The sequence below is a fragment of the Streptomyces polyrhachis genome, assembly GCF_042663125.1.
GTDB classification, from domain to species: domain Bacteria; phylum Actinomycetota; class Actinomycetes; order Streptomycetales; family Streptomycetaceae; genus Streptomyces; species Streptomyces polyrhachii.
This window is the reverse complement of record NZ_JBHSZO010000003.1, coordinates 138,660-163,594: the sequence shown is the minus strand read 5'-3', so window position 1 is coordinate 163,594 and position 24,935 is coordinate 138,660. Positions and strand designations below refer to the sequence as shown.

Below are 24,935 nucleotides of genomic sequence, written 5' to 3'. Positions count from 1 at the left end.
CATGACGGAAACCGTGGAGATCCCCCAGCAGGACGCCGCCTCCGAGGAGACGACGGACGCGCTGTCCCGCCTGGAGCAGGAGGGCGAGATCGCCGCCGACTACCTGGAGGGTCTGCTGGACATCGCGGACCTGGACGGGGACATCGACATGGATGTGGAGGGCGACCGCGCCTCCGTGTCGATCATCAGCGACGAGAGCCGTGAGCTGCAGAAGCTGGTGGGCCGTGACGGCGAGGTGCTGGAGGCGCTGCAGGAGCTGACCCGGCTGGCGGTGCACCGTGAGACCGGTGAGCGCAGCCGGCTGATGCTCGACATCTCCGGCCACCGGGCCCGTAAGCGCGGTGAGCTGGTGGAGATCGGCGACCGGGCGGTCGAGGAGGTCAGGGCCGGCGGTGCGCCCGTCAAGCTGCGGCCGATGACGCCCTTCGAGCGCAAGGTCGTCCACGACGCCGTGAAGGCCGCCGGTCTGCGCAGTGAGTCGGAGGGCGAGGAGCCCGAGCGCTGCGTCGTCGTGCTGCCTGCCTGAGCGCTGCGCGTCCTCAGGAAGCAGCGAGGGGGCCGTACCGGCTTCTGAGGTGTTCTCCGGCCCCGTCTGCCTCGCAGGCGGGGCCGGTTCTTGTCAGTCTGAAGTTGTTCCCGAAGTGAGCGAACGAACCGCTGTGAGCACCGCAGCCGGCCAGGAGAGGACGGTCCCCCGTGACGGAGTCAGCTGAGCTTCCCCCCGTGCCCGAGGCGGCGGCGAAGGTGTTCGGCGATCGGCTGCCGGATGCGGTGCGCTATGTCGAGCTGCTGGCGGAGGCCGGTGTGCAGCGGGGGCTGATCGGTCCGCGTGAGGTGCCCAGGCTCTGGGAGCGGCATCTGCTGAACTGCGCGGTGCTCTCCGAGGCGGTTCCCGAGGGTGTCACGGTCTGCGATGTGGGCTCGGGGGCGGGGCTGCCCGGTATTCCGCTGGCGCTGGTGCGGCCCGATCTGCGGATCACTCTGCTGGAGCCGCTGCTGCGCCGGACGAACTTCCTGCAGGAGGTCGTGGAGCTGCTGGGACTGGACCATGTGACGGTGGTGCGGGGGCGGGCCGAGGAGGTGCTGGGGACGCTGCAGCCGGTCCATGTGGTGACCGCTCGCGCCGTGGCCCCGCTGGACCGCCTGGCGGGCTGGGGGGTGCCGCTGCTGCGGCCGTACGGGGAGATGCTGGCGCTCAAGGGCGATACCGCGGAGGAGGAGCTGCAGGCGGCCAGGACGGCGCTGAGCAAGCTCGGTGTGGTGGAGACCTCGGTGCTGCAGGTCGGTGAGGGCGTGGTGGATCCGCCGTCGACCCTGGTGCGGGCTGTGGTCGGGGAGAGTCCCGGCGGGGTGCGTTTCGCGGCGAAGCGGGCCCGGGCGGCCCGCAAGTCGACCAAGGGTGCCCGGCGGCACCGTTAAATGTTCCTCATCTAAATGCTCCTAATCGCCCGTTACGCCCTCAATGCCCGGATCGGATCCGGACGTTTCGGAGTGTCGCCGGGTGTGTGGTCGCTCACGCCGCCATCTTGTTTCACGTGAAACGTCGCTCATTGCATTCGTTGCTGCCGGGCATCCTCAGCCGAAGTCGTGAGGTTGTCGAGGTGCGGCAGTCTAGAAGTGACCGAGATTCATCCACAGGAGAACGGTCCTCGCTGGTACGCAAACCCCTCGGCATGGCAGGCTCTGTTCATTGCGAGTCTGAAGTCGAGGAGAGTGAATCCTTGCGGTCCGACGCCAACGTCGCAGGACCGATGGCCGACCAGGTCCCCGGTCCCCGTTCCGAACCGGCGGATGTTTCACGTGAAACATCGCCCCCCATGGACGACACTCCCATCGGCCGTGCCGCTCAGCTCGCCGTCGAGGCACTGGGTAGAGCGGGGCGCGGTCTGCCGCGCCCGCAGCAGACCAGGGTGATGGTCGTCGCCAACCAGAAGGGTGGTGTGGGTAAAACCACGACCACTGTCAATCTGGCGGCCTCCCTGGCTCTGCACGGCGCCCGGGTGCTCGTCATCGATCTCGACCCCCAGGGCAACGCCTCCACGGCGCTGGGGATCGACCACCACGCCGAGGTGCCGTCGATCTACGACGTCCTGGTGGACAGCAAGCCGCTCTCCGAGGTGGTGCAGCCCGTCCCCGACGTGGAGGGCCTGTTCTGCGCTCCCGCCACCATCGACCTGGCCGGCGCGGAGATCGAGCTGGTCTCGTTGGTCGCCCGGGAGAGCCGGCTGCGCCGCGCCATCGACGCCTACGAGCAGCCGCTGGACTACGTCCTGGTCGACTGTCCGCCCTCGCTGGGGCTGCTGACGGTGAACGCCCTGGTGGCGGGTGCCGAGGTGCTGATCCCGATCCAGTGCGAGTACTACGCCCTGGAGGGGCTCGGCCAGCTGCTGCGCAACGTCGATCTGGTGCGCGGCCACCTCAACCCCCGGCTGCACGTCTCCACGATCCTGCTCACCATGTACGACGGCCGTACCCGGCTGGCCTCCCAGGTGGCGGAGGAGGTGCGCAGCCACTTCGGCAAGGAGGTGCTGCGCACCAGCATTCCGCGCTCGGTGCGTATCTCGGAGGCTCCCAGCTACGGGCAGACGGTGCTGACGTACGATCCGGGTTCCAGCGGGGCGCTCTCCTATCTGGAGGCGGCGCGGGAGATCGCGGTGCGGGGCAGTGCCGAGGGCGCGGGGAGTGCGGTTTCGGGTGAGCGCATGGACGGAGGAGCTCGGTGAGTGATCGACGCAGAGGGCTGGGCCGCGGGCTGGGGGCACTGATCCCCACCGCTCCGACGGGCCCTGACAACGGACCGCTGGTGGGCGGTGCGACCACCTCGCCCGGTGCTGTTCCGGTCATAGTGTCGGAGCGGGACATTCCCAGCTCGTTCGAGGCACCGGAGAGGTCGTCCTACGAGCTGGAGTCCGCCGGGCTGGACGTCGTGGATCTGGACGCCGCCGACCCTCAGTACGGGGAGCTGCCGCGGCTTGAGGAGGTGGCGGGAGCGTACTTCGCCGAGCTGCCGCTGGACTCGATCACGCCGAACACGCGGCAGCCGCGTGAGGTCTTCGACGAGGACGCGCTCGCCGAGCTGATCACCTCCATCCAGGAGGTCGGTCTGCTCCAGCCGATCGTGGTGCGCCGGCTCGGCGAGGAGCGCTACGAGCTGATCATGGGCGAGCGTCGCTGGCGGGCCTGCCGTGAGGCCGGTCTGACGCGCATCCCCGCGATCGTCCGGGCCACGGACGACGAGAAGATGCTGCTGGACGCCCTGCTGGAGAACCTCCACCGGGCCCAGCTGAACCCGCTGGAAGAGGCTGCGGCCTACGATCAGCTGCTGCGGGACTTCGACTGCACCCATGACGAGCTGGCCGACCGGATCGGGCGCTCGCGCCCCCAGGTCTCCAACACGCTGCGGCTGCTGAAGCTCTCCCCCGCCGTGCAGCGCCGTGTCGCGGCCGGAGTGATCTCGGCCGGGCACGCCCGGGCCCTGCTGTCGGTGGACGATGCCGAGGAGCAGGACCGCCTGGCCCACCGGATCGTTGCCGAGGGGCTGTCGGTGCGGGCCGTCGAGGAGATCGTCACGCTGCTGGGCTCGCGCCCCAAGACGGCCCGCTCCAAGGGCCTGCGGGCCGGAAGCCGGATGTCGCCGGCGCTGACGGACCTCGCCGCGCGGCTCTCCGACCGCTTCGAGACACGGGTGAAGGTGGACCTGGGTCAGAAGAAGGGCAAGATCGTCGTCGAGTTCGCCTCGATAGAGGATCTGGAGCGGATCCTGGGCGCCCTTGCCCCCGGTGAGGGAAAGGTGCTGGAGAAGCGCCTTGCCCAGGACGGCGAGGACGACGAGGAGTGAGTCGCTGAGACTCCGCCCGGAGCGGGCCGCGTGCGACGCGGCCCGCTCTTTGCGTTCCCACGGGTAACGCGGGTGTATCGCCCCGGATACGATGCTCGTACGTATGGAGAGGGGGCGGCCATGCGGTCACCGAGTCGCAGCGGACTGCTCGGCGTGGGCCTGGGACTGGGCGCGATGGGCGGGTTCATCGGCAGCCTGCTCCGGGAGAGAAGCTGGGAGAAGACCGCCCTGGCCGCGGCCCGGGGCACTGGAGCGGGCACCGTGCCGCCCGCCGGGAACGAGAGGGCTCCATGGGGCGAAGGCTCGTACCGCTCACACTCGACAATCTGCCCGACCTCCCCCGGCGATGCCGGTCCTGCGTCTTCTGGGAGCTCGACCCCGTCAGCGGAGAGGCCGCGCTGAGGGCCGAGCGCGGCGAGGCGGAGAAGGAGTCCTGGATCTCCGGCGTGCTGCTGGAGTGGGGGTCCTGCGGGCGCGTGCTGTATGTGGACGAGGTCCCGGCCGGCTTCGTGATGTACGCGCCGGCCGCCTATGTGCCGCGCTCCACGGCGTTTCCCACGAGCCCTGTCGCCTCGGACGCCGTCCAGCTGATGACCGCGTGGCTCGCGCCCCGCTTCCAGGGCAGAGGGCTGGGGCGGGTCATGGTGCAGACGGTCGCGAAGGACGTGCTGCGCCGGGGGATCCGGGCGATCGAGGCTTTCGGCGATGCTCAGTGGACCGAGCCGGCCTGCGTGCTGCCCGCCGAGCATCTGCTGGCCGTCGGCTTCAAGACCGTCCGCCAGCACCACCGCTATCCCCGGCTGCGGCTGGAGTTGCGCACCACGCTCTCCTGGCGGGAGGACATGGAGCTGGCCCTGGACAAGCTCCTGGGGGCCGTGCAGAAGGACCCTGTGCTGCGACCGCTGTAGGGCACTGCCCGGACAGCCGTGTTTCACGTGAAACACGACTGTCCGATCCGGGGGGCGGAGGGGGGCGGCAGGCAGAGGGGGCAGGAACGCCCGTGCCCGCCCCCAGGAGGGGCGGGCACGGGCGTGGGGTGCTCCGGGGTGGATCAGCCGAGGAAGTCCGCCAGATCGCGCTCCAGCGCGGCCTTGGGCTTGGCGCCGACGATGGTCTTCACGACCTCGCCGCCCTGGTAGACGTTCATCGTCGGGATCGACATGATCCCGTACTTGGCGGCCGTCGCCGGGTTCTCGTCGATGTTGAGCTTGACGACGGTGAGCTTCTCCGGGTTCTCGGCCGCGATCGCCTCCAGCGCGGGGGCGATCATGCGGCAGGGACCGCACCACTCGGCCCAGAAGTCGACCAGGACGGGCTTGTCGCTCTTGAGGACCTTCTCGTCGAAATCCGCGTCGGTCGCAGTCACAGTGGCACCAGCCATGGTGGTCTCCTTACCTCGTTGTGCGGTGGGGGTGGGTGAGGGATGGGTGTGCTGAGGATCAGACGGCTGTGACAGCCGCCTTCTCCGGCTCTTTGGCCTTCTCGCTGTCCGCGAGATGGGCGAGATAGCGCTCGGCGTCCAGCGCCGCGGAGACTCCCGTACCGGCAGCGGTGATCGCCTGGCGGTAGGTGTGGTCCACCACGTCCCCGGAGGCGAAGACCCCCGGCAGGTTGGTGCGGGTGCTCGGGGCTTCGACGACGAGGTATCCCTCGGCGTCCATGTCCAGCTGTCCCTTGAACAGCTCGGAGCGCGGGTCGTGGCCGATCGCGATGAACAGGCCCGTGACGGGGAGTTCGCTGACCTCACCGGTCTTCAGATTGCGCAGGGTGATACCGGTGAGCTTGACTTCACCGTCGACACCGATGACCTCGGTGTCCCAGATGAAGGAGATCTTCGGGTCGGCGAAGGCGCGCTCCTGCATCGCCTTGGAGGCGCGCAGTTCGTCGCGACGGTGGATCACCGTCACGGACCTGGCGAAGCGCGAGAGGAAGGTGGCCTCCTCCATCGCGGTGTCGCCGCCGCCGACGACGGCGATGTCCTGGTCCTTGAAGAAGAAGCCGTCGCAGGTGGCGCACCAGGAGATACCGCGGCCGGAGAACTCGTCCTCCCGGGGCAGGTCCAGCTTGCGGTGCTGGGAACCGGTCGCCACGATCACGGACTTGGCGCGGTGCACGGTGCCGGCGGAGTCGGTGACGGTCTTGACGTCGCCGTTCAGCTCGACGGAGATGACGTCGTCCGGGATCAGCTCCGCACCGAAGCGCTCGGCCTGCGCACGCATGTTGTCCATCAGCTCGGGGCCCATGATGCCCTGGGGGAAGCCCGGGTAGTTCTCCACGTCGGTCGTGTTCATCAGGGCGCCGCCGGCCGTGACGGAGCCTTCGAAGACCAGCGGCTTCAGCGCGGCGCGAGCCGTGTACAGAGCGGCGGCGTAACCTGCCGGTCCGGAGCCGATGATGATCACGTTGCGGACGTCGCTCACGGGTATCTTCCTTGTCTCAAGGCTGAGTGCGTACCGGGAGTCGGTGCTCCGGGATGGCCTGTCACCCCACCTAACCGATCCTAAGGGCGCGGCATTCCTGCCGCCTGACGGCGCGGCGCGGGCGGGGTCGTGAGACTACGGGCTGCGGGGTGCGGGGAGCCGCGGAAGGGAATCTACGGGCGGCGGTAGGTGTCGCGGAGCAGCAACTCCGCTTGTGCGTTCGCCTCCGAGGCGCAGCGCAGATCGACGACGTAGGCGTCCACGTACGCGGGCTCGCCGGGGCGGGGGAAGAGCAACAGCAGGGCCGGCATGCCCCGTACGCTCTCCCGCTCCACCGCGAGGGGGTCGCCGCTCGCCGGTACGGCGCTGCGGACGCAGGGCGGGACGGCCGTCGACGGCTGGGGGTCGTGCGGTGGTTCCCCTGCCAGGGGTGCGGCGGATTCCGTGGGTGCGGATTCCGCGGCTGCCGTGCCCGGAGGATCGGAGTGGGACCGCTGGGCCGATCCGGCGATCAACTCGCGGACCCGGCTGCCGAGGTTCTCCTCGTTGAGGTCGGGACCGGACACGGCGGCGTCCGTCCTTCCCTTTGCTGACTTCGCCTTGTCGGCGCTCCTGCCGTCCAGGTCGTTTCCAGTGGGAGGGAGGAGTTGTCCCACCAGCAGCACCGCACCCAGCAGGCCGGCTCCCAGCGCCATACCGGTGAGCGCTCTGCGCAGGCGGTGGCGGGGGCGGGAAGCGGGGCGGCCCGGCCCTGGGGCACGCAGGGGGCGACCGGGGGGACGCGGGGCGGGGCGCGGGCTTGTTTCACGTGAAACGGCGCTCGGTTCGACATCGGTTTCACGTGAAACCCCACCCGTGGGGGCTTCGGTTTCACGTGGAACAGCGTTCGCCGGGTCGCTGGTTTCACGTGAAACCGGAGCGGTCGCGTTGCGGGGTGTCCTGAAAGGGTGCTCGGCGGCAAGGGCCGCGTCGATCCGGTCGGCTACGTCCGTCGGCATGTGCGGGTCCGACGGAGAGGCGTCTGCTTCCATCGTCCCGAGCGAGCCCAGCAGCGTGCCGACCTCGTCCAGTGCGCGCTCCACGTCCGCACACAGGGGGCATCGCTCGAGATGGGCGGCGAGGGCGGCGGCGGGCTGGGGGTCGAGCAGGCCCTCGGCGTACTCGCAGATGGTCGTGACCTCTGGATGCCAGTCCTGCCGGGAGTGCTGCCTCTCCGGTGTCATGCGCTCTCACCTCCGCCCTGCCGTGCGCTCGCTTCGTTCGTCGTCGCCCGGTCCTTTGCCTTGCCCGTCGCCTGTGGGACGGGCGGTGTGCCCTCCGGGTTCCTGGGCGGGCGCAGGTGGGTCAGGAGTGGCACGAGGCGGGCGCGGCCCCGGGCGCAGCGGCTCTTCACCGTACCGACGGGGGCGCCCAGCAGCTCGGCGGCCTCGGCGACGGGATAGCCCTGCATGTCGACCAGGACGAGCGCGGCCCGCTGCTCGGGGGGAAGTGTCGCCAGCGCGGTGATGAGTTCGCGGTGCAGATCGCGGCGTTCGGCCGGGGCGGCGGCCGACTCGCTGGGCTCCAGCAGCTGCTCGAAGCGGTCGGTGTCGGCGACGGGGGAGGTGCGCCGGGTGGTGGCCTTGCGGACGCGGTCCAGGCAGGCGTTCACGGTGATGCGGTGCAGCCAGGTGGTGACGGCCGACTGGCCGCGGAAGGTGTGCGCGGCCCGGAAGGCGGAGACGAGCGCGTCCTGCAGCGCGTCCGCGGCCTCCTCTCGGTCGCCCAGTGTGCGCAGTGCCACCGCCCAGAGTCGGTCGCGGTGGCGCCTGACTATCTCCGCGAAGGCGTCCGGGTCGCCGGCCACATGGCGGGCGAGCAGCTCCCGGTCGTCGGCGGTGCTGTTACCCGACTGCTCCAAAGCCCGCCTCCTCCCCGCTGCCGACGGTGTCCCTCGCATCCGCCCGGTCCGGCCCTGCCCTGCTCGGCTTCCGGCGGCTTTGCTCCTGACTCAGCTCTTGACGGAGATGTCCGAGACCTTGCCGCGGAACTGGCCGTCGCTGCCCATGGGCACCTCCGTCAGCCAGACCAGAACGTACCGTGTGATGACGGGCTTCCTCGGCTTGAGTGTCAGATCGTTGCCTTCGCCGGTGTCGAACTCGGCGAATCCCGACAGGTCGCCGGGCATGGCGGTGGTGGACCGGGGTGCGGCCAGCGCGGAGACGGCGGTGTCACCGACGAGCGAGACCCGCACGCTGCCGACCTGCTGGGCCCTGCCGAGGTCCACGATCAGCCCGACGCCCGGCTTGAGGTTGCCGAACTTCCCGGTCGTGTACCACTTGGTGTTCCAGTACGAGGCCGGATCGGCGTCGATCGCGTCGGGGACGCTGCTGCGGCTTTCCACGCCGGTCCCGTACGGGTCGAAGTCCCGGGCCGAGACGATCCTCACCGGCTTGCCCCCGAGCGCCGCGGGGCGCTTCACCGAGGACTGCTGCCGGTCGGCTGCCTGGTCGCCGGTCGGGCCGCCGCGGTTCATCAGGGTGTCCGCCAGCTGCCAGCTGCCCAGCGCCAGCGCGGCGATGAGCAGCGCCGAGACGCTCCACTTCAGCGCCTTGCCGGTGCGCCCCGGCAGGGTGGGCGGTGCGACGGGCACCGCGGGCTGCTGCGGGGCGCTGGGCGCGCCGGGACGGCCCGCGGTGTAAGCCGGGCGCTGGAAGGACTCGGGAGTGGCGTAGGAGGGCTCCGGCGGGCGGATGCGGGGCAGCGCGGCGAGTGCCTGGGTCAGCTCCTCCGCCGTGGTGCAGGGGAGTTCCAGCCGGGTGGGTGTGGCGCCGTTGTTCACCAGTGCGCGCATGGCCAGCTCGGAGAGGCCCCGGTGGACGCCGGCGCGCACCTGGTCGGGGGCGGGGAGGCCGCTGCCCTTCGGGAGGCCCAGCAGCCCGTAGGCGTCCTCCTCGTACGGCCAGCGCCCCGTCAGCGCCGCGTACAGCAGGGCGCCCAGCGCCTCGGTGTCCGCGCGCTGGGAGGCCGCCGTGCCGGTGGCGGTGATGCCGCGCAGCGCGGCCTGGACGGCGAGTCCGCGGATGCGGTACTGCCCGGTGGAGGTGCGCAGCACGGTGGCCGGTGAGAGGCAGAGGTGCGCCAGGCCCTCGCGGTGGGCGGCGGTCATCGCGAGGGAGAGCTGGTGGACGAGCTGGTACGCCTCGTGGGCGTCCAGCGGCTGGCCGCCGTCGAGGAGGGTGCTCAGCTCGACGGCGTCGGGCAGCCACTCGTGGACGACGTAGCTGAAGTCCCCCTCGGCGACGGCGTCGAGGACCTGTACGAAGCGGGGGTCGGCCAGCAGGGCGGAGGCGCGGGCGGCGGCCAGGACGGGTGTGGCGCGCGTGTGGTCGGCGGGCAGGATGTGGATGCCGACGGCGCGGCGCAGCTTCTCGTCCACGGCGCGCCAGCTGCTGAAGCCGTCGAGGCGGGTGAGGCACTCCTCCAGCCGGTAGCGCCCGGCGAGCTTGTGGCCGCTGTGCAGCTCGGGCGGCGCGGGGCGCTCGGCGGGGGCGACCGGCGGGGTGTCGGCGGTGGCAGGCGCGCTCCCGGAGGTGCTGCCGTCCGCCGCGGCGTCCTTCGGTGCGTCGCCGTCCGCCGGGGAGGGCCGCACCTCGCCGCCCCTCGTGTCGGCGTCCTGCGCCGGTGAGGACTCGACGTCGGAGCCCTCACCGTCGGAGCCCTCGACGTCGGAGGGCGCCGTGGGAACGGCCGTCGTCCTCTGTTCCGACACCGTTTCTCCTGCCTCCCCAGTCGTACCTACCCGGCCGCTCGGACTTCCGGCAATTGTGCCCGCACTCTTCTGCTACCCACGACACACACCGGATGCGGAAGGTTGTGCAGCCCCGTCGGGCACGGTGCGGGTCTCATCGCCCGAGCCGCCCGCGGACCATCCCCACAAGTGAGTCCAGCTCCTCGATGCGCAGTCGCCGCGCGGCGAGGTAGAAGACGCCCAGCAGGGCCGTCCCGCCCAGCACCAGGGCGAGCAGCGCGGGGAAGAAGCCCTCGCCCAGCCAGCTCAGCACCCCGTAGGCGAGGGCGCCGGCGGCCAGTGCGGCCGGGATGCTGGCCAGGGACAGGCGGGTGTACGTGCGGACCACCCGCGAGCCGTCCAGGTCGCCGGTGCGCGTCTTCAGCCGGCGCCAGGCGACGCCCACGCCCACGGCGTAGGCGATGCCGTAGGCGGCGCCCATGCCGACGACGGCGTAGCGGGCGGGCAGGACCAGGAAGCTGAGGCCGGAGAGGGCGGCGTTCACGGCGGCGACGATGAGCGTGTTGTAGAAGGGCGTGCGGGTGTCCTCGTAGGCGTAGAAGCCGCGCAGGACCACGTACTGCACCGAGAAGGGGATCAGGCCCAGGCCGAAGGCCATCAGCACCAGGCCGATGGAGTGGGCGCCCTCGGTGCCGGTGCCGCCGCCGAAGAGCAGCAGGCACATCGGGATGCCGAGGGCGACGAAGCCGAAGGCGATGGGCACGATGGCGACGGCCGAGGTGCGCAGGCCGTGCGAGACGTCGTCGCGGACCGCGAGCGGTTCGCCGTCGGCGGCGGCGCGGGAGATGCGCGGCAGGAGCGCGGCCATGACCGAGACGGTGATGATGGCCTGCGGCATCTGCCAGATCAGCAGGGCGCTCTGGTAGGCGAGGATGCCGGTGCCCTCGAGGCCCTTTCCGGCGGTCTCCACGCTCGCGGCGGTGGCGAGCTGGGTGACGACGACCATGCCGGCCTGGTTGGCCAGGACGAAGAGGATGGTCCACTTCGCGAGCCCGGCGGCCTTGCCCAGGCCCTGGCCCTTCCAGTCGAAGCGCGGCCGGAGGCGAAAGCCCGTCTCGCGCAGGTACGGGATCATCGCCAGTGCCTGCACCACCAGGCCCAGGAGCGTGCCGACGCCCAGCAGGCGGATGCCGTCGGCGGTGATGGTCTCGGTGGACATGCCGGAGTTCTTCTGCGTGCCGTACACGAAGAGGAAGAGGCCGAAGGTGGCGATGGCCACCAGGTTGTTCAGGACCGGCGTCCACATCATCGCGCCGAAGCGGCCGCGGGCGTTGAGGATCTGGCCCATGACGACGTGGATGCCCATGAAGAAGATGGTGGGCAGGCAGTAGCGGGTGAAGGCGACCGCGACGGAGTTGGCGCCGGCGTCGTCCGCGATGGACACCGACATCATCCGCACCAGCAGCGGGGCGGCGAGGACGGAGACCAGGACGAGGCCGCCGAGGATGACCGCGACGAGGGTGAGCAGGCGGTTGGCGTACGCCTCGCCCTGGTCCTCGTCGTTCTTCATCGCCCGGACCAGCTGGGGGACGAAGACGGAGTTGAGGCCGCCGCCGACGGTGAGGATGTAGATCATCGTCGGCAGGGTGAAGGCGACGTTGTAGGTGTCGCCCAGGACGGTGGTGCCCAGGGCGGCGACGAGCAGCAGCTGGCGGATGAACCCGGTGATGCGGGAGACCAGGGTGCCCGCGGCCATCACGGCGCTGGACCTGGCCAGGCTCGTCACGCGGTTGCCGCCGCGCTGGACGGGCACGGCCGGCGGCTCGGGCTCCGGCTGCGGGGGCTGCTGGGGGGTGGCGGCCTGGTCGCGGTAGAGGTGCGTGAAGGCGTCCGGCTCGGCGGGCGGCTGCGACGTCTCGGCCAGCAGGTCGTCGACGCCGAGGTAGCTCGTGCGCCCCGAGGCGTCGCCGTAGGGCAGGTGGCGGCCGGGGCCGTCCGGCTCGGGGGGCGGCGGGGGCGCGTACAGGCGCGGGTCCGGGGCGTGCTGGGGGTGGGGCGGGGGCGCGTAGAGCGGCTGCGCGGGCTGGGCGCCGGGCGGCGGGGGGTGCGCGGCGCGGTCGTAGTAGGCGTCCGTCAGGGGGTCGGGCTGCTGGTACGGGTCCTGGGCGTAGGCGGCCTGGACGTACGGGTCCGGCGGCGGCTGCTGGGCGAAGCCGGGCTGCTGGGCCGGAGCGCCGCCGTGCGGCTGGGGGGACTGCTGTACGGGCGGCTGTGCGCCGGGCTGTCCGTCGTACGGCTCGGCGGGGGACGGCTGGGCAGCCCCGGGAGCCGCCTGGGGGGGCTCGGGGGACGCCCAGGGCTCTCCCGCCGCGGGCCGCCCGGGCACCGGCTGCTGCGGGCCGGGGCGGCCCGACGGATCGCCGCCCGTCTCCTGGATCCGGTCACCGTCGTACGGCGCGTTCATGGCCACCCCAGCATCGTCTTCGCAGGCCTTTGTTCATAACGTCGTTATGACGCGTCTGTGACGCAGTCGGTGAAGCCGCCGCCCCGCTCCCGCCGCGAGCTCCAGGAGTGAGGGCCACGCCTTCTAACGGTCCACCTTCTCACCCGGGGCGGTGGGGGCGCCGGGCGCCGGACCGGTGTCGTCGCCGCCCGTCCCCGCGTCCTTCCCGCCCGGGGCGCCGTCCGCCGGATCCTGCGCGGCGGCCCGTTTGCGCTGGGTGTACATGCGTACGCCGGCGAGGACGACGAGCAGGATCCCGACACCGATCACGAGGAGCACCGTCGAGGTGATTGACGTTACCTCCACCCTGAACGCCTTGGCTCCGCCCACCGGGCGGTCGTCGGCGGTGAAGAGCTGAGCGGTGATGGTGTAGGTGCCGCTGGCGTTGGCGGTGGTGTCGAACTTCACCGAGGTGCTGTGGCCGCCGGGCACACTCACCACCTGGTCCTCGCTGACCTGCAGACCGAGGTTGTTGCTGGACGTGAGCCGGACTTTCAGACCCTTCACGTCCTGCGCCAGGTTGTTCTGCACGGTCACCGGCAGGGTGCCGCTGTGGCCGGAGAGCGTCAGATCGGTCTTGTCGATCAGCCGCACCGAGCCGGTCAGCTCGGTCAGCTCGTCCACCACAGCTTCGCGGTAGTGCTTTGCGCCGTTCGGGTTACCCCGCCACTCGGTGGACAGCTCGCGCTTTATCGAGTTCCCGATGGGCACGGTCACCCGCTCGGGGTCAGTGAGGATCACCTGGAAGTCGTCGACCTGCTGCTGGGCCTGGCGGATGCCCGTGAAGGTCGCGGTGCCCAGCTCCTGCCTGCGCAGCTTCGCCGGGTAGCTCCCGGCGCCGGGGACGGTGGTGGCGGCCTGGGGGTCCGCGGGGGCCTTCGCGGCGGCTGTGAGGTCCTGCGGGCTGGTCCACCGCTGCTGGGAGAGGGAGCGCAGGGCGGTGGCCATCGTCTGGGCCTGCGCGGCGGTGGGGGTGCGCTGCGGGGCGACGACGATGCTCCGCTGCCGGTTCGGCGCCTCCAGCGTGACCATCAGGGTCTGGGCGAGGAACTGCTGGACGGCCCGCGCGGACTTCCCCGCGTCGAGCATGTCCCCCTCGAAGAGGCGCGAGAGCCCGGCGTCGGCGACCACCGCGGTGCGCCCGCCGCCGATGGGCCGGGCCGCGCTGGGGGTGTACGTCAGGTCGGTGCGCTCCCGCAGGCTGTCGCTACGGGCGATGATCTTGTTGGCGCCGGCGTCGGCGGCGGTCTGCACGATGGCCGGGTCGATGGCGCCGTCCACGGGCCACGCGAAGTCGCTGCGGGCCGGCACTCCCAGTACGGACTCCACCGTCACCCGGGAGAGCTGGACGGCCTCCCGCAGCTGCTTGCGCGTGGTGCTGGCACCCTCGGCGCGGTGGGCGACGGAGGCGAGGTCGGTGTCGGCGTACGGCAGCGCCACCACCTCGCGCCCCTGCACGGCGCTCTGCAGCCCGGCCAGCCACGCCTTGGCCCGCTCCCGGTTCTCCCTGCTGCCGGGGGTGCGCGTCCTGCCGTCCGCGCCGAGCACCCAGTACGGGCTGGTCATCGCGTTCACCGAGGCCAGCAGATCCGGGTCGACGACCCAGGTGACGGGCAGGTCCATGCCCTGGTCGAGAAGGACCTGCAGGCGCCCGCCCGGTCGCAGCTCGCGCTCCAGGGCGTCGCTGCGGAAGTACGGGGTCTGCGCCTTGTCCGGGTCGGTGCGGGCGGTGAGCTGGGGCTGGGAGATGAGCGGCCAGAGATAGGTGAGGCCGGTCTTCGTGCCGCGTTCGCCGGTCTGCCAGGGCAGGAAGGCGTGCTGGAGGCCCAGCACCGATTCGGTGGGGTTGGCCGCCGTGGCGCCGGAGACGCTGACCGTGAGCTGGTAGACGCCGGCTCCGTCGGTCCGCAGCTCCTCGGCGGGCACGCGCAGGGTGAAGGGCACGGCGATGCCGGGGGGGAGACCGCCGTCGATCCTCCTGCTGCCCGCGCCGTCGAGTTCGTAGCCGTCCTGCTGCCAGCTGAAGGCGGTGCGCTCGGCGGACCGTGCGATGGCGGTGCGGCTCTCCATCGGCGCCCCCGTCATCCGCAGCGCGACGCGCGCGCCCGAGATCCGCTCCTCGCCGCGGTTGAGCAGCCGGCCGGAGACGGTGACGGTGTCGTCCTCGGTGGGGAGGGCGGGGCTCAGCTCCGAGACGGAGACCTCGACGGTGCGTGAGCCGGAGGCCGCCTGCGCGTGCTCCGCGCCGGGCAGCTGCAGCAGCCCCGCGAGGACGGGCAGCGCGGCCAGCAGCAGTCCGGCCCGCCGCGCCTGCCGCCGGCCCGCCGTGCGTGGTCTCCGGGCCCGGCGGGCAGAACCGCGGGTGGTGCCGTCGTTGTCTGCCGCCTCGGCCACGCGCGCTCGCCCGTCCTTGTCCTTGTGGGTCGTGGTGGATCTGTGTCGGGGTCAGTGGGAATCGGTACGGGGTCGTGCCACGCCGTGCCGCCGACCCCGGACCCCCGATGGTAACGAGGTGCCACGGCCGCCGGTCGCGCGGATCATCCGCCGGGGGCCGGGCGCGGTGCCGGGCGGTGGGCTCGGACGGTCCGTAAGCCCCGTACTCTGTTCTGTTGTGCCGAACCACCATCTCTCCCAGCAGGCCAGTACTTCTCAGGCCAGTACGCCTCCGGCCGACGGCCAGGACGCGCAGGACGTGCCGGACACGGAGCAGCCAGGCCGGCAGCAGCACCGGCAGCTGAGCGCCGCCCAGCGCCGCGCGGTGAGCGAGCTGCTGCGGGTCTCCCCCGTCGCCGACGAGCTGGCCCGCCGCTTCGAGGAGGCCGGCTTCACGCTGGCGCTCGTCGGCGGGTCGGTGCGCGACGCCCTGCTGGGGCGCCTGGGCAACGACCTGGACTTCACCACCGACGCCCGCCCCGAGGACGTACTGCGCATCGTGCGGCCGTGGGCGGACGCGGTCTGGGAGGTCGGGATCGCCTTCGGCACCGTGGGCTGCCAGAAGGAGGCCCCGGGCGGTGACGGAAGCCAGACCCGGAGCGGTAGCGACAACCAGCGCTTCCAGATCGAGGTGACGACCTACCGCTCCGAGTCGTACGACCGCACCTCCCGCAAGCCCGAGGTGTCCTACGGCGACACCATCGAGGAGGACCTGGTCCGCCGGGACTTCACCGTCAACGCGATGGCGGTGGCGCTGCCGGCCAAGGAGTTCATCGACCCGCACGACGGGCTGCAGGACCTGGCCGCCCAGGTGCTGCGCACCCCTGGCACGCCCGAGCAGTCCTTCGACGACGATCCGCTGCGCATGATGCGTGCCGCGCGGTTCGCCTCCCAGCTCGGCTTCGAGGTCGCCCCCGAGGTGCAGGCGGCGATGAAGGACATGGCGGCCCGGATCGAGATCGTCTCCGCCGAGCGGGTCCGTGACGAACTGAACAAGCTCCTCCTGGGCGCCCACCCGCGGGCCGGCCTGAAGTTGCTCGTCGACACCGGACTGGCCGAGTACGTACTGCCGGAGCTGCCGATGCTTCGGCTGGAGCGCGACGAGCACCACCGGCACAAGGACGTCTACGAGCACTCCCTGACGGTGCTGGAGCAGGCCATCGACCTGGAGCAGGACGGGCCGGATCTCACGCTGCGACTGGCGGCGCTGCTGCATGACATCGGCAAGCCGCGCACCCGCCGCTTCGAGAGCGACGGCCGCGTCTCCTTCCACCACCACGAGGTGGTCGGCGCCAAGCTGACCAAGGCGCGGATGGTGAAGCTCAAGTACCCCAACGACCTGGTCAAGGACGTCTCCCGGCTGGTGGAGCTGCACCTGCGCTTCCACGGCTACGGCACGGGCGAGTGGACCGACTCGGCGGTGCGGCGCTATGTGCGCGACGCGGGCCCGCTGCTGGAGCGGCTGCACAAGCTGACCCGATCGGACTGCACGACCCGCAACAAGCGCAAGGCCAACGCACTGCAGCGGGCGTACGACGGACTGGAGGAGCGCATCGCGCGGCTGGAGGAGCAGGAGGAACTCGACGCGATCCGCCCCGACCTCGACGGCAACGAGATCATGCAGATCCTCGGGATCGGACCCGGGGTGGCGGTGGGGCGGGCGTACAAGCACCTGCTGGAGCTGCGGCTGGAGAACGGGCCGATGGAGCACGAGGCCGCGGCGGCGGCGCTGCGGGAGTGGTGGGCCGTCCAGGAGCAGGGATGACCTGATCCGAGCCGGGAGCGCCGTCCGGGCGCAGGGCGGTGTTTCACGTGAAACGCAGGCGTGGGGGATTCGCCGCGACGGCGGTGTTTCACGTGAAACATGCGCATCGGTCTCCTGGTTCGGACCGGCTCAGGACGATGTTTCACGTGAAACAGGCGCCGGACGCGAGGCGGGTGCGCGGTGTTTCACGTGAAACACCGCCGCCGCGGCCAGCGCGTAGAGCGCTGTGACGGCGAGAGCAAGAGTGGTCGAGCGGCCATCGGGGGGCAGGACGAGGGCGGCGGCTGCGGCGGCGGTCACGAAGGCCACGTTGAAGAGCATGTCGTAGAGGGCGAACACCCGCCCCCGGTAGTCGTCTGCCACCGCGCTCTGCACCACCGTGTCGGTGGCGATCTTCGCGCCCTGGGTCGTCAGTCCGACCAGGAAGGCGGCGGCCAGGACCGTCTCCTTGCGGAAGGGCAGGACGAGGAGGGGCACCAGCAATGCCGCGGCTGTCGAGCACAGTGCGATCCAGCCGAGGCGGCCGAGACGGGACACCGCCCAGGGCGTGATGAGCGCCGCGGTGAAGAACCCGGCGGCGGAGATACCCACGGCGAGGCCCAGCAGGGTCAGCGCCCCGCCGTCGTCGCCGCTGCCGGTCCAGGCGTAGCGGCAGAGCATCAGCATCATCACCGTCAGGGCGCCGTAGCAGAAGCGCAGTGCGGCCATCGAGGCCAGTGCGCGAGCGGCCACCGGGCGTGCGGCGAGATGGCGCAGTCCGGCGAGCAGGCCGCTCACCGTCCCGGCGGCGGTGGCGAGCAGTCGCGGCGGGCTGGGGCCCGGATCGGGGCCCAGGGCGGCGTGGGCGATGCGCAGGGCGGCGAGCCCCGCGCAGACGTAGCCGAAGGCGGCGGCGAGCATGGTGGCCGCGTCGGCCGAGGTGCCCCGCGGGCCCGCGAGCCCGACGGCTCCGGCGAGGAGGCCCACCCCTGCCCCGGCGGTGGCCGCCAGCGTGCCCGCCGTGGGCGTCAGGGAGTTGCCGAGCACCAGTTGCCCTTCGGTGTCCACGACGCGGGGCAGGGAGGCGGAGAGGCCGGCGAGGACGAAGCGGTTGACGGCCGTCACACAGAGCGCGCTGAGGAGGAAGAGGCCGTCGGGGACCGAGCCGGCCAGGGGCGGGGCCAGGGGAGCGGCCATCAGCGCGGCCGTGGTCGCGGCGAGGGCTGCGCGCAGCAGGCTGCCGTAGCAGAGGATCTGCCGCCGGCTCCAGCGGTCGAGCAGCACTCCGGCGAAGGGGCCGACGAGGGAGTACGGCAGCAGGAGCACGGCCATCGCGGAGGCGATCGCCGCGGGGGATGCCTGCTTCTCCGGTGAGAAGACCACGTACGTCGCCAGGGCGACCTGGAAGACGCCGTCGCTGAACTGGGAGAGCAGCCGTACCGCGAGCAGCCTGCGGAAGCCGCTGAGCATGAGCAGGGTGCGCAGATCGCGGACAGCGGGCATGCGCACAGCCTCGCAGAGCGGACCGGGGGCCGCGCGGGAAAAGCCGCCGCGAGGCCCGTACGGACACGCAGGGGCGGGTGGGAGCGCCGGAAAAGGGGCGGGGCCCGGGCAGAAACCGCCCGGGCCCCGCCCCTGCGACAAGCCGAGGTGATACGACCCCGGTAGGGCGTCTAGCGCTCCAGCTCGCCGCTGATGAACTTCTCCACGTTCTCGCGGGCCTGGTCGTCGAAGTACTGCACCGGCGGGGACTTCATGAAGTACGAGGAGGCCGAGAGGATCGGGCCGCCGATGCCCCGGTCCTTGGCGATCTTCGCGGCGCGCAGGGCGTCGATGATGATGCCGGCCGAGTTCGGGGAGTCCCAGACCTCGAGCTTGTACTCCAGGTTCAGCGGGACGTCGCCGAAGGCGCGGCCCTCAAGGCGGACGTACGCCCACTTGCGGTCGTCCAGCCAGGCCACGTAGTCCGAGGGGCCGATGTGGACGTTCTTCTCGCCCAGGTCGCGGTCGGGGATCTGCGAGGTGACGGCCTGCGTCTTGGAGATCTTCTTGGACTCCAGCCGGTCGCGCTCCAGCATGTTCTTGAAGTCCATGTTGCCGCCGACGTTCAGCTGCATGGTGCGCTCCAGGCGCACCCCGCGGTCCTCGAAGAGCTTGGCCATCACGCGGTGCGTGATGGTGGCGCCCACCTGGGACTTGATGTCGTCGCCGACGATCGGCACACCGGCCTCGGTGAACTTGTCAGCCCACTCCTTCGTACCGGCGATGAAGACTGGCAGGGCGTTGACGAAGGCGACCTTGGCGTCGATGGCGCACTGGGCGTAGTACTTGGCCGCGTCCTCGGAGCCGACCGGCAGGTAGCAGATCAGCACGTCGGCCTTGGTGTCCTTGAGGACCTTGACGACGTCGACCGGCTCGGCGTCGGACTCCTCGATGGTCAGGCGGTAGTACTTGCCCAGACCGTCCAGGGTGTGGCCGCGCTGCACGGTCACACCGGCGTGCGGGACATCGCAGATCTTGATGGTGTTGTTCTCGCTGGCGCCGATGGCGTCGGAGAGGTCCAGGCCCACCTTCTTGGCGTCGACGTCGAAGGCGGCGACGAACTCGATGTCCTTGACGTGGTAGTCGCCGAACTGGACGTGCATCAGACCCGGGACGCTCGTGTCCGGGTCGGCGTCCTTGTAGTACTCGACGCCCTGCACCAGAGAAGCGGCGCAGTTACCCACGCCGACGATGGCTACGCGAACCGAACCCATTAGACGGTTGCTCCCTGTGTTTCGGAAATCAAGGTCCTGCGGGCTGCAGGACCTCAGGTGGATGTGTCGTCGGACGGATCCGGCCGGGTGGCTCCCCGGTCCCGGGGCGGGCCGCCCGTGTCATCTGCTTCGCCTGCGGGGCCGGATCGGCGATCCTTCCCCGCACGCTCGCTCTCGATCAGCTCGGTGAGCCAGCGGACCTCGCGCTCCACCGACTCCATACCGTGCCTCTGCAGCTCCAGTGTGTAGTCGTCGAACCGCTCGCGCGTGCGGGCGAGGGACGTCCGCATGCGGTCCAGGCGCTCCTCGAGCCGGCTGCGCCGCCCCTCCAGCACCCGCACCCGTACGTCACGGGAGGTCTGGCCGAAGAAGGCGAAGCGCATGGTGAAGTGCTCGTCCTCCCAGCTGTCGGGGCCGGTCTGGGCGAGAAGCTCCTCGAAGTGCTCCTTGCCCTCGGCCGTCAGCCGGTAGACGATCTTGGCTCGGCGGCCGGCGAGGGTCGCGGCCAGCGCGTCGTCCGAGGCGAGGCCGGGTTCCTCCGTCAACCATCCCTGGCCCACCAGCGTCTTCAGGCAGGGATAGAGGCTGCCGTAGCTGAAGGCGCGGAAGACCCCGAGCGAGGTGTTGAGCCGCTTGCGCAGCTCGTAGCCGTGCATCGGGGATTCGCGGAGCAGGCCCAGGACGGCGAACTCGAGGATGCCGGAGCGTCTGCTCATCGTGCCCCGCCTCCTCTTCCACCGCGTGCGCCGTGTCAGCGCTATGCCGAGCTGATGTATCGGCTCGATACATCCCGACGATAGAACTGCCTTCCGGAGTCGGCAAGACGGAGTGCTGTGAACGGCGTCACATCGGCGAGATCACGCCTGGCAATGCGCCCGTATTGCCTGGACAAGGGCTGAATTGGGGCTTGGCTCGCGTGCGTAACCTGGATGGCAGATGCAAGCCACTGGGAACCACGAGCCTGATGTGGACGTCGTCGTCCTCGGTACAGTGCGGCTGGTTGCCCATGGCACAGCGGTACTGCGGGGGGACCGGCTGACAGCAACCGCCGGCAGGCGAGGCACCGATCCGTCCTAGGAGTAGTCCTTCCATGAGCGAGCACCGTCGCAAGCCGCCGAACGGCGGACGCGCTGGAGGCGGGGGAGGCCGTCGTCGCGCCCCCTCGGGGGGCGGATACGGTTCCGCCGCCGCGGGTGGCGAATACGGCGGTCGTGCCGCGGCGCGTCGTACGGCCGGTGGCGGTGGCGGCGGTCGCCGCCGCGCCCCCTCGGGCCCCGACGGGTACACGGGCAGCCGCTCCGGCGGTTACGGCGGTGGCGGCGGCCGAAGCGGTGGCGGCGGCTACGGTGACGACGACTACGGCCGCGGCAGCCGGCGGCGCTACCAGCCCCCGGCGAAGAAGCGCTTCATCGACTACCCGCGCTCGGACCGCGACGGCCTGAAGCGCTGGCTGCCGTCCTGGAAGCAGGTGCTCGGCATGTGCGTGCTGGGGACCGCCTGCCTGATCGGGCTGGTGGGCATAGGCCTGAGCATGGTCGTCGTGCCCGACATCGCCAAGACCGCGAGCGCGCAGAGCAACGTCTACTACTGGTCCGACGGCACTCAGCTGGGCACCTCCCAGTCGGAGTACAACCGTCAGATCGTCGAACTCGGCGCCATCTCCGCGGACATGCAGAACGCGGTGATCACCGCCGAGAACGCCACCTTCTACGAGGACTCGGGCATCGACCCCAAGGGCATGGCCCGCGCCGTCTTCAACATGGCCAAGGGCGACTCCATCCAGGGTGGCTCGACCATCACCCAGCAGTACGTGAAGAACGCCCAGCTCGACAACCAGGCCCAGACCCTCAAGCGCAAGGCGCAGGAACTGCTCATCTCGGTGCGCGTGGGCGCGACGGAGTCCAAGGAGACGATCCTCGCCGGCTACCTGAACACCGCGAACTACGGCCGGGGCGCCTACGGCATCCAGGCCGCGGCGCAGACCTACTTCGGCATCGACGCGTCCAAGCTCAACCCGCACCAGAGCGCCTTCCTGGCCTCGCTGCTCAACGGCCCGGGCCTGTTCGACCCCCAGGCGTACGGTGCGGACAAGGCGCGCAACACCGAGCGGGCCACCGAGCGCACGCAGTGGATCCTCAAGCGGATGACCGAGGTGAAGGTCAAGGGGAGCTACCCCCTCACCCCTGCCGAGGCCGCGAAGTACAAGGGCCTGCCCAAGATGAAGAAGTACATCCCGGGCGCGGGTCTGAGCGGACAGCTGGGCTACATGGCTGAGATGGCGAAGGCGGAAGCCATCACCAAGCTCAAGGAGCAGGGAGTAAGCGAGGACCAGTTCAACCGCGGCGGCTACGAGATCCACACCACCTTCGACAAGAAGCGGGTGGATGACCTGAAAAAGGCCGTCGAGGAGGCCGAGAAAAAGCACCTCAACCCGAAGAAGCGCAGCGAGGACAAGTACCTGCAGGTCGGCGGCGCCTCCGTCGATGCGAAGACCGGGAGGGTGCTGGCCATCTACGGCGGCCCCGGCTTCGAGAACGGCTGGTACCTCAACAACGCGCGCAACGGGAACACGCCCGTCGGCTCGACCTGGAAGCCCTTCACCCTTGCCGCCGCCATGGAGTACGGCACCTACAAGACCGACGGCGAGGGCATTTCACCGGAGAGCGTCTACAGCGGTGCCAATGACCTGCTCATCCGGAAGAACAACGGCGACACGGTTCCCGGGCCACCCGAGAACGATCCCTTCCGCCAGCGCAACGAGGGCCGGGCGAGCTACAGGGAGATCACTCTCGACAAGGCCATGCAGAAGTCGGTGAACTCCACCTACGTCCAGCTCGGCTGGGACATCGGCCACAAGACCGTCGAGAAGGTCACCAACGGTCTGGGCCTGCCGGGTGTGGGCAAGTACTCGGAGCACAACGCCTCCTGGTTCCTCGGCACCTCCACCCCGGACGCGGTCACCATGGCCAGCGCGTACACCACCTTCACACAGGGCGGCGAGCACCGCGCGGCCTACTCCGTGACGCAGGTGAAGAAGAGCGGGGCGGCGCTCCCGGGCTTCGACAAGCCGAAGCCGAAGCAGGTCATCAGCGAGAACGTGGCGAACAACGTCACCAAGGTGCTCAACAACGTGGTCAAGACGGGTACGGCCAGCAAGATGACCAGCGAGTTCGGCTGGGACCCGAACCGGCCGGCGGCCGGCAAGACGGGTACCACCGACGGCAACGCCTCCGCCTGGTTCGTCGGCTACACCCCGCAGCTGTCCACCTCCATCGTCCTCTCCCGCCCCCTCAACGACGACATCCGCAAGAAGGATCCTGCGATCCTTGAGCAGTTGAGCAAGGACTTCCCCTCGCACCTCTCCATGCGGGGTGTCGCAGGCGATCCGTCCGTCCACGGTGGTGACCTCCCTACGGAGATCTGGACGAACTACATGGAGCACGCCCTCAAGGGCACGAAGATCGAGCCGTTCGCCCCGGCCCTCCCCATCGACAACAAGATCTACGGTGGCGGGGCCAAGAAGCCCGAGCCCAAGCCGGTGCAGACGCCGGAGGACAAGAAGCCCGAGCCGAGCGAGCGGCCCAAGCCCGGCAAGTCCGACGGCGGCGGCGGCACCTGCCCGGACCCGCTCGACCCCGCCTGCTGGGGTACGACGACCACCGGCCAGGACGGCGGCGACACGACCACCACCACCGACGGCGGCACCCTCGGCGGCATCACACCGACCCCGACACCGGATCCGACACCGACGGCGCCGGACGGCGGCCTCACCAGCACCGGGGGCGATACGACCACCACCGGCGGTGGCGGCAACGGCAGTAACAAGGGCGGCCTCTTCGGCGGAGGATGACGGACGCCCGGCACAGCGGCGATCCGGCCCGCACGGAGTTCATCCGTGCGGGCCGGATCGTTTCTTCGTACGGCAGGATGTCCCCATGAGCAGCCTGCGCGACGACCCCGCCCGCCCCGGTCCGCGGAGCGCAGGGGCCGGTTCTGAGCCCTCCGGGGGATACCCCGTGCCCGTGCCGCCCACCGTGTACGACGCGCTCGCCGCGCGGGCCAGCGCGCTCATCGGCGGCCCCGCGGGCAGGCGCACCGCCGCCGGGGTGAGCTGGTGGACGCCGGTGCGGGTCGTCGCACTGATCGCGCTGGGGATGTTCGCCCTGGGCATGGTGCAGAAGCTGCCCTGCTACGACGGGGCCTGGTTCACCGGCGGGGACGCCCAGTACACGCACCTGTGCTACTCCGACATCCCGCACCTCTACCAGGGCCGCGGCTTCGCGCAGGACCTCGTACCGTACTTCGACCCCCTCCCGGCGGACCTCTCCGGCGGCATGGGATACCTCGAGTACCCGGTGCTCACCGGCCTGTTCATGGAGATCGCCTCCTGGCTGACCCCGCAGCCCGGCGACCTGGTGCACAGCGAGCAGGTCTACTGGCTGGTCAACTCCGGGATGCTGCTGGTCTGCACGGCCTTCCTCGTGGTCTGCGTGGTACGCACCCACGGCCGCCGCCCCTGGGACGGCCTGCTGCTCGCCCTCGCCCCGGCGTTCGCGCTCACCGCCACCATCAACTGGGACCTGCTCGCCGTGGCCCTCACCGCCGCCTCGATGCTGATGTGGTCGCGCAGCCGGCCACTGGCGGCGGGCATCCTGCTGGGCCTGGCCACCGCGGCGAAGCTCTACCCGGTGCTGCTGCTGGGCGCGCTGTTCATCCTCTGCCTGCGGGCCGGCCGCTGGCGGGAGTACGGCACCACGCTCGCCGGGGCGCTCGGCGCCTGGCTGGCGGTGAACCTGCCGGTGATGTACTTCGCCTGGGACGGCTGGGTGCGCTTCTACGCCTTCAGCCGTGAACGGGGCGTCGACTACGGCTCGTTCTGGCTGATCATCTCCCAGAACAGGGCCGGCGGCCTGGACACCACCGTGGTCAACACGCTCTCGGCGCTCCTGGCCGTGCTCCTGGGCCTGGGCGTGCTGCTGCTCGCCCTGTGGGCGCCGCGCCGCCCGCGCTACGCGCAGCTGGCCTTCCTGCTCGTGGCGGTCTTCATCCTGACCAACAAGGTGTACTCCCCGCAGTACGTCCTGTGGCTCATCCCGCTCGCCGCGCTGGCCCGCCCCCGCTGGCGCGACTTCCTCCTCTGGCAGGCGTGCGAGGTCGTCTACTTCGCCGGCATCTGGCTCTACCTGGCCCGCACCACGGGCGGCGGGGACGCGCCGGGGCTGTCGGAGGAGCAGTACCACTGGGTCATCGCCGTCCACCTGCTCGGCACGCTCTACCTGTGTGCCGTGGTCGTACGCGACATGCTGCTGCCCGAGCGCGATCCGGTACGGGCCGCGGGCGACGACGACCCGGCCGGCGGCCCCCTGGACTGGGCCTCCGACACGGTGGTGCTGGGCCACCCCCGCCAGGGCAGGCACGCCCTCCCGGCCGACGCCTTCGACGGCCTGGGCGCCCCGCCCGCAGGGCAGCCGGTGCGCTGGGGTACGGAGCGCTGGGGTACGGAGCGCTAGC

18 protein-coding genes are annotated in these 24,935 nt (G+C 70.9%); 8 read left to right on the top strand and 10 right to left on the bottom strand.

Annotation, left to right across the window (positions count from 1 at the left end; translation table 11 throughout):
* Window position 1 precedes the first annotated feature (1 nt).
* The 5 genes from ACFQLX_RS03065 to ACFQLX_RS03045 all read left to right on the top strand — a co-directional run bounded on the left by ACFQLX_RS03065 (window position 2) and on the right by ACFQLX_RS03045 (window position 4,746).
* Complete coding sequence (locus ACFQLX_RS03065; protein WP_386411612.1) at window positions 2-526, top strand: Jag family protein; 525 nt, start codon at window positions 2-4, stop codon at window positions 524-526.
* A 170-nt stretch (window positions 527-696) separates the two neighbouring features.
* Complete coding sequence (gene rsmG, locus ACFQLX_RS03060) at window positions 697-1,419, top strand: 16S rRNA (guanine(527)-N(7))-methyltransferase RsmG (protein ID WP_386411610.1); 723 nt, start codon at window positions 697-699, stop codon at window positions 1,417-1,419.
* A 254-nt stretch (window positions 1,420-1,673) separates the two neighbouring features.
* A complete protein-coding gene (locus ACFQLX_RS03055; RefSeq protein WP_386411608.1) occupies window positions 1,674-2,723 on the top strand; it encodes a ParA family protein in 1,050 nt (349 codons plus the stop codon).
* On the top strand, window positions 2,720-3,838 hold the full coding sequence (locus tag ACFQLX_RS03050; RefSeq protein ID WP_386411606.1) for a ParB/RepB/Spo0J family partition protein: 1,119 nt from the start codon (window positions 2,720-2,722) through the stop codon (window positions 3,836-3,838). Before ACFQLX_RS03055 ends, ACFQLX_RS03050 begins: the two co-directional genes overlap by 4 nt.
* Window positions 3,839-4,128: 290 nt before the next feature.
* Window positions 4,129-4,746, top strand: a complete 618-nt coding sequence (locus ACFQLX_RS03045; RefSeq protein WP_386411604.1) for a GNAT family N-acetyltransferase — start codon at window positions 4,129-4,131, stop codon at window positions 4,744-4,746.
* A gap of 143 nt (window positions 4,747-4,889) precedes the next feature.
* Here ACFQLX_RS03045 and trxA read toward each other — a convergent pair whose 3' ends face one another.
* From trxA to ACFQLX_RS03010, 7 genes are all read right to left on the bottom strand, one after another.
* Window positions 4,890-5,219 (bottom strand): thioredoxin, encoded by a 330-nt coding sequence (gene trxA / locus ACFQLX_RS03040; protein WP_386411602.1) that lies wholly within the window; start codon window positions 5,217-5,219, stop codon window positions 4,890-4,892.
* A gap of 58 nt (window positions 5,220-5,277) precedes the next feature.
* Window positions 5,278-6,258 (bottom strand): thioredoxin-disulfide reductase, encoded by a 981-nt coding sequence (gene trxB, locus ACFQLX_RS03035; RefSeq protein WP_386411600.1) that lies wholly within the window; start codon window positions 6,256-6,258, stop codon window positions 5,278-5,280.
* A gap of 173 nt (window positions 6,259-6,431) precedes the next feature.
* Window positions 6,432-6,953, bottom strand: a complete 522-nt coding sequence (locus ACFQLX_RS03030; protein WP_386411598.1) for a hypothetical protein — start codon at window positions 6,951-6,953, stop codon at window positions 6,432-6,434.
* A 524-nt stretch (window positions 6,954-7,477) separates the two neighbouring features.
* Window positions 7,478-8,158 carry an RNA polymerase sigma factor SigM gene (gene sigM / locus ACFQLX_RS03025; RefSeq protein WP_386411596.1) on the bottom strand — a complete coding sequence of 227 codons (681 nt, stop codon included), beginning with the start codon at window positions 8,156-8,158 and terminating at the stop codon, window positions 7,478-7,480.
* A 90-nt stretch (window positions 8,159-8,248) separates the two neighbouring features.
* On the bottom strand, window positions 8,249-10,009 hold the full coding sequence (locus ACFQLX_RS03020; RefSeq protein ID WP_386411594.1) for a protein kinase family protein: 1,761 nt from the start codon (window positions 10,007-10,009) through the stop codon (window positions 8,249-8,251).
* A gap of 133 nt (window positions 10,010-10,142) precedes the next feature.
* On the bottom strand, window positions 10,143-12,452 hold the full coding sequence (gene murJ, locus ACFQLX_RS03015; RefSeq protein ID WP_386411726.1) for a murein biosynthesis integral membrane protein MurJ: 2,310 nt from the start codon (window positions 12,450-12,452) through the stop codon (window positions 10,143-10,145).
* Window positions 12,453-12,575: 123 nt separating this feature from the next.
* The gene (locus tag ACFQLX_RS03010) at window positions 12,576-14,885 is read right to left on the bottom strand and encodes a DUF6049 family protein (protein WP_386411592.1); all 2,310 of its coding nucleotides are present in this window, start codon (window positions 14,883-14,885) and stop codon (window positions 12,576-12,578) included.
* Between the two features lie 298 nt (window positions 14,886-15,183).
* On the opposite strand from ACFQLX_RS03010, the gene ACFQLX_RS03005 reads away from it, so the two are divergent.
* On the top strand, window positions 15,184-16,689 hold the full coding sequence (locus ACFQLX_RS03005) for a CCA tRNA nucleotidyltransferase (protein WP_386411725.1): 1,506 nt from the start codon (window positions 15,184-15,186) through the stop codon (window positions 16,687-16,689).
* 129 nt (window positions 16,690-16,818) lie between these two features.
* Here the strand turns inward: ACFQLX_RS03005 and ACFQLX_RS03000 are convergent, their stop codons facing one another.
* The 3 genes from ACFQLX_RS03000 to ACFQLX_RS02990 form a co-directional block, all read right to left on the bottom strand.
* Window positions 16,819-18,171 (bottom strand): MFS transporter, encoded by a 1,353-nt coding sequence (locus ACFQLX_RS03000; protein WP_386411591.1) that lies wholly within the window; start codon window positions 18,169-18,171, stop codon window positions 16,819-16,821.
* Between the two features lie 170 nt (window positions 18,172-18,341).
* The gene (locus ACFQLX_RS02995) at window positions 18,342-19,424 is read right to left on the bottom strand and encodes an inositol-3-phosphate synthase (RefSeq protein ID WP_386411590.1); all 1,083 of its coding nucleotides are present in this window, start codon (window positions 19,422-19,424) and stop codon (window positions 18,342-18,344) included.
* A 53-nt stretch (window positions 19,425-19,477) separates the two neighbouring features.
* Window positions 19,478-20,140, bottom strand: coding sequence for a PadR family transcriptional regulator (locus ACFQLX_RS02990; RefSeq protein ID WP_386411588.1), 663 nt, complete (start codon window positions 20,138-20,140; stop codon window positions 19,478-19,480).
* A gap of 374 nt (window positions 20,141-20,514) precedes the next feature.
* On the opposite strand from ACFQLX_RS02990, the gene ACFQLX_RS02985 reads away from it, so the two are divergent.
* Both ACFQLX_RS02985 and ACFQLX_RS02980 read left to right on the top strand, forming a co-directional pair.
* Window positions 20,515-23,274, top strand: a complete 2,760-nt coding sequence (locus ACFQLX_RS02985) for a transglycosylase domain-containing protein (RefSeq protein WP_386411586.1) — start codon at window positions 20,515-20,517, stop codon at window positions 23,272-23,274.
* 85 nt (window positions 23,275-23,359) lie between these two features.
* The gene (locus ACFQLX_RS02980) at window positions 23,360-24,934 is read left to right on the top strand and encodes a glycosyltransferase family 87 protein (protein ID WP_386411584.1); all 1,575 of its coding nucleotides are present in this window, start codon (window positions 23,360-23,362) and stop codon (window positions 24,932-24,934) included.
* Window position 24,935: the final 1 nt, after the last annotated feature.

Coding starts and splice junctions, on each gene's coding strand:
- ACFQLX_RS03065 (WP_386411612.1), top strand. CDS start 2: ATGACGGAAACCGTGGAGATCCCCCAGCAGGACGCCGCCTCCGAGGAG.
- ACFQLX_RS03055 (WP_386411608.1), top strand. CDS start 1,674: ATGGCAGGCTCTGTTCATTGCGAGTCTGAAGTCGAGGAGAGTGAATCC.
- ACFQLX_RS03045 (WP_386411604.1), top strand. CDS start 4,129: ATGGGGCGAAGGCTCGTACCGCTCACACTCGACAATCTGCCCGACCTC.
- trxA (WP_386411602.1), bottom strand. CDS start 5,219: ATGGCTGGTGCCACTGTGACTGCGACCGACGCGGATTTCGACGAGAAG.
- ACFQLX_RS03030 (WP_386411598.1), bottom strand. CDS start 6,953: ATGGCGCTGGGAGCCGGCCTGCTGGGTGCGGTGCTGCTGGTGGGACAA.
- murJ (WP_386411726.1), bottom strand. CDS start 12,452: ATGAACGCGCCGTACGACGGTGACCGGATCCAGGAGACGGGCGGCGAT.
- ACFQLX_RS03000 (WP_386411591.1), bottom strand. CDS start 18,171: ATGCCCGCTGTCCGCGATCTGCGCACCCTGCTCATGCTCAGCGGCTTC.
- ACFQLX_RS02995 (WP_386411590.1), bottom strand. CDS start 19,424: ATGGGTTCGGTTCGCGTAGCCATCGTCGGCGTGGGTAACTGCGCCGCT.
- ACFQLX_RS02990 (WP_386411588.1), bottom strand. CDS start 20,140: ATGAGCAGACGCTCCGGCATCCTCGAGTTCGCCGTCCTGGGCCTGCTC.
- ACFQLX_RS02985 (WP_386411586.1), top strand. CDS start 20,515: ATGAGCGAGCACCGTCGCAAGCCGCCGAACGGCGGACGCGCTGGAGGC.
- ACFQLX_RS02980 (WP_386411584.1), top strand. CDS start 23,360: ATGAGCAGCCTGCGCGACGACCCCGCCCGCCCCGGTCCGCGGAGCGCA.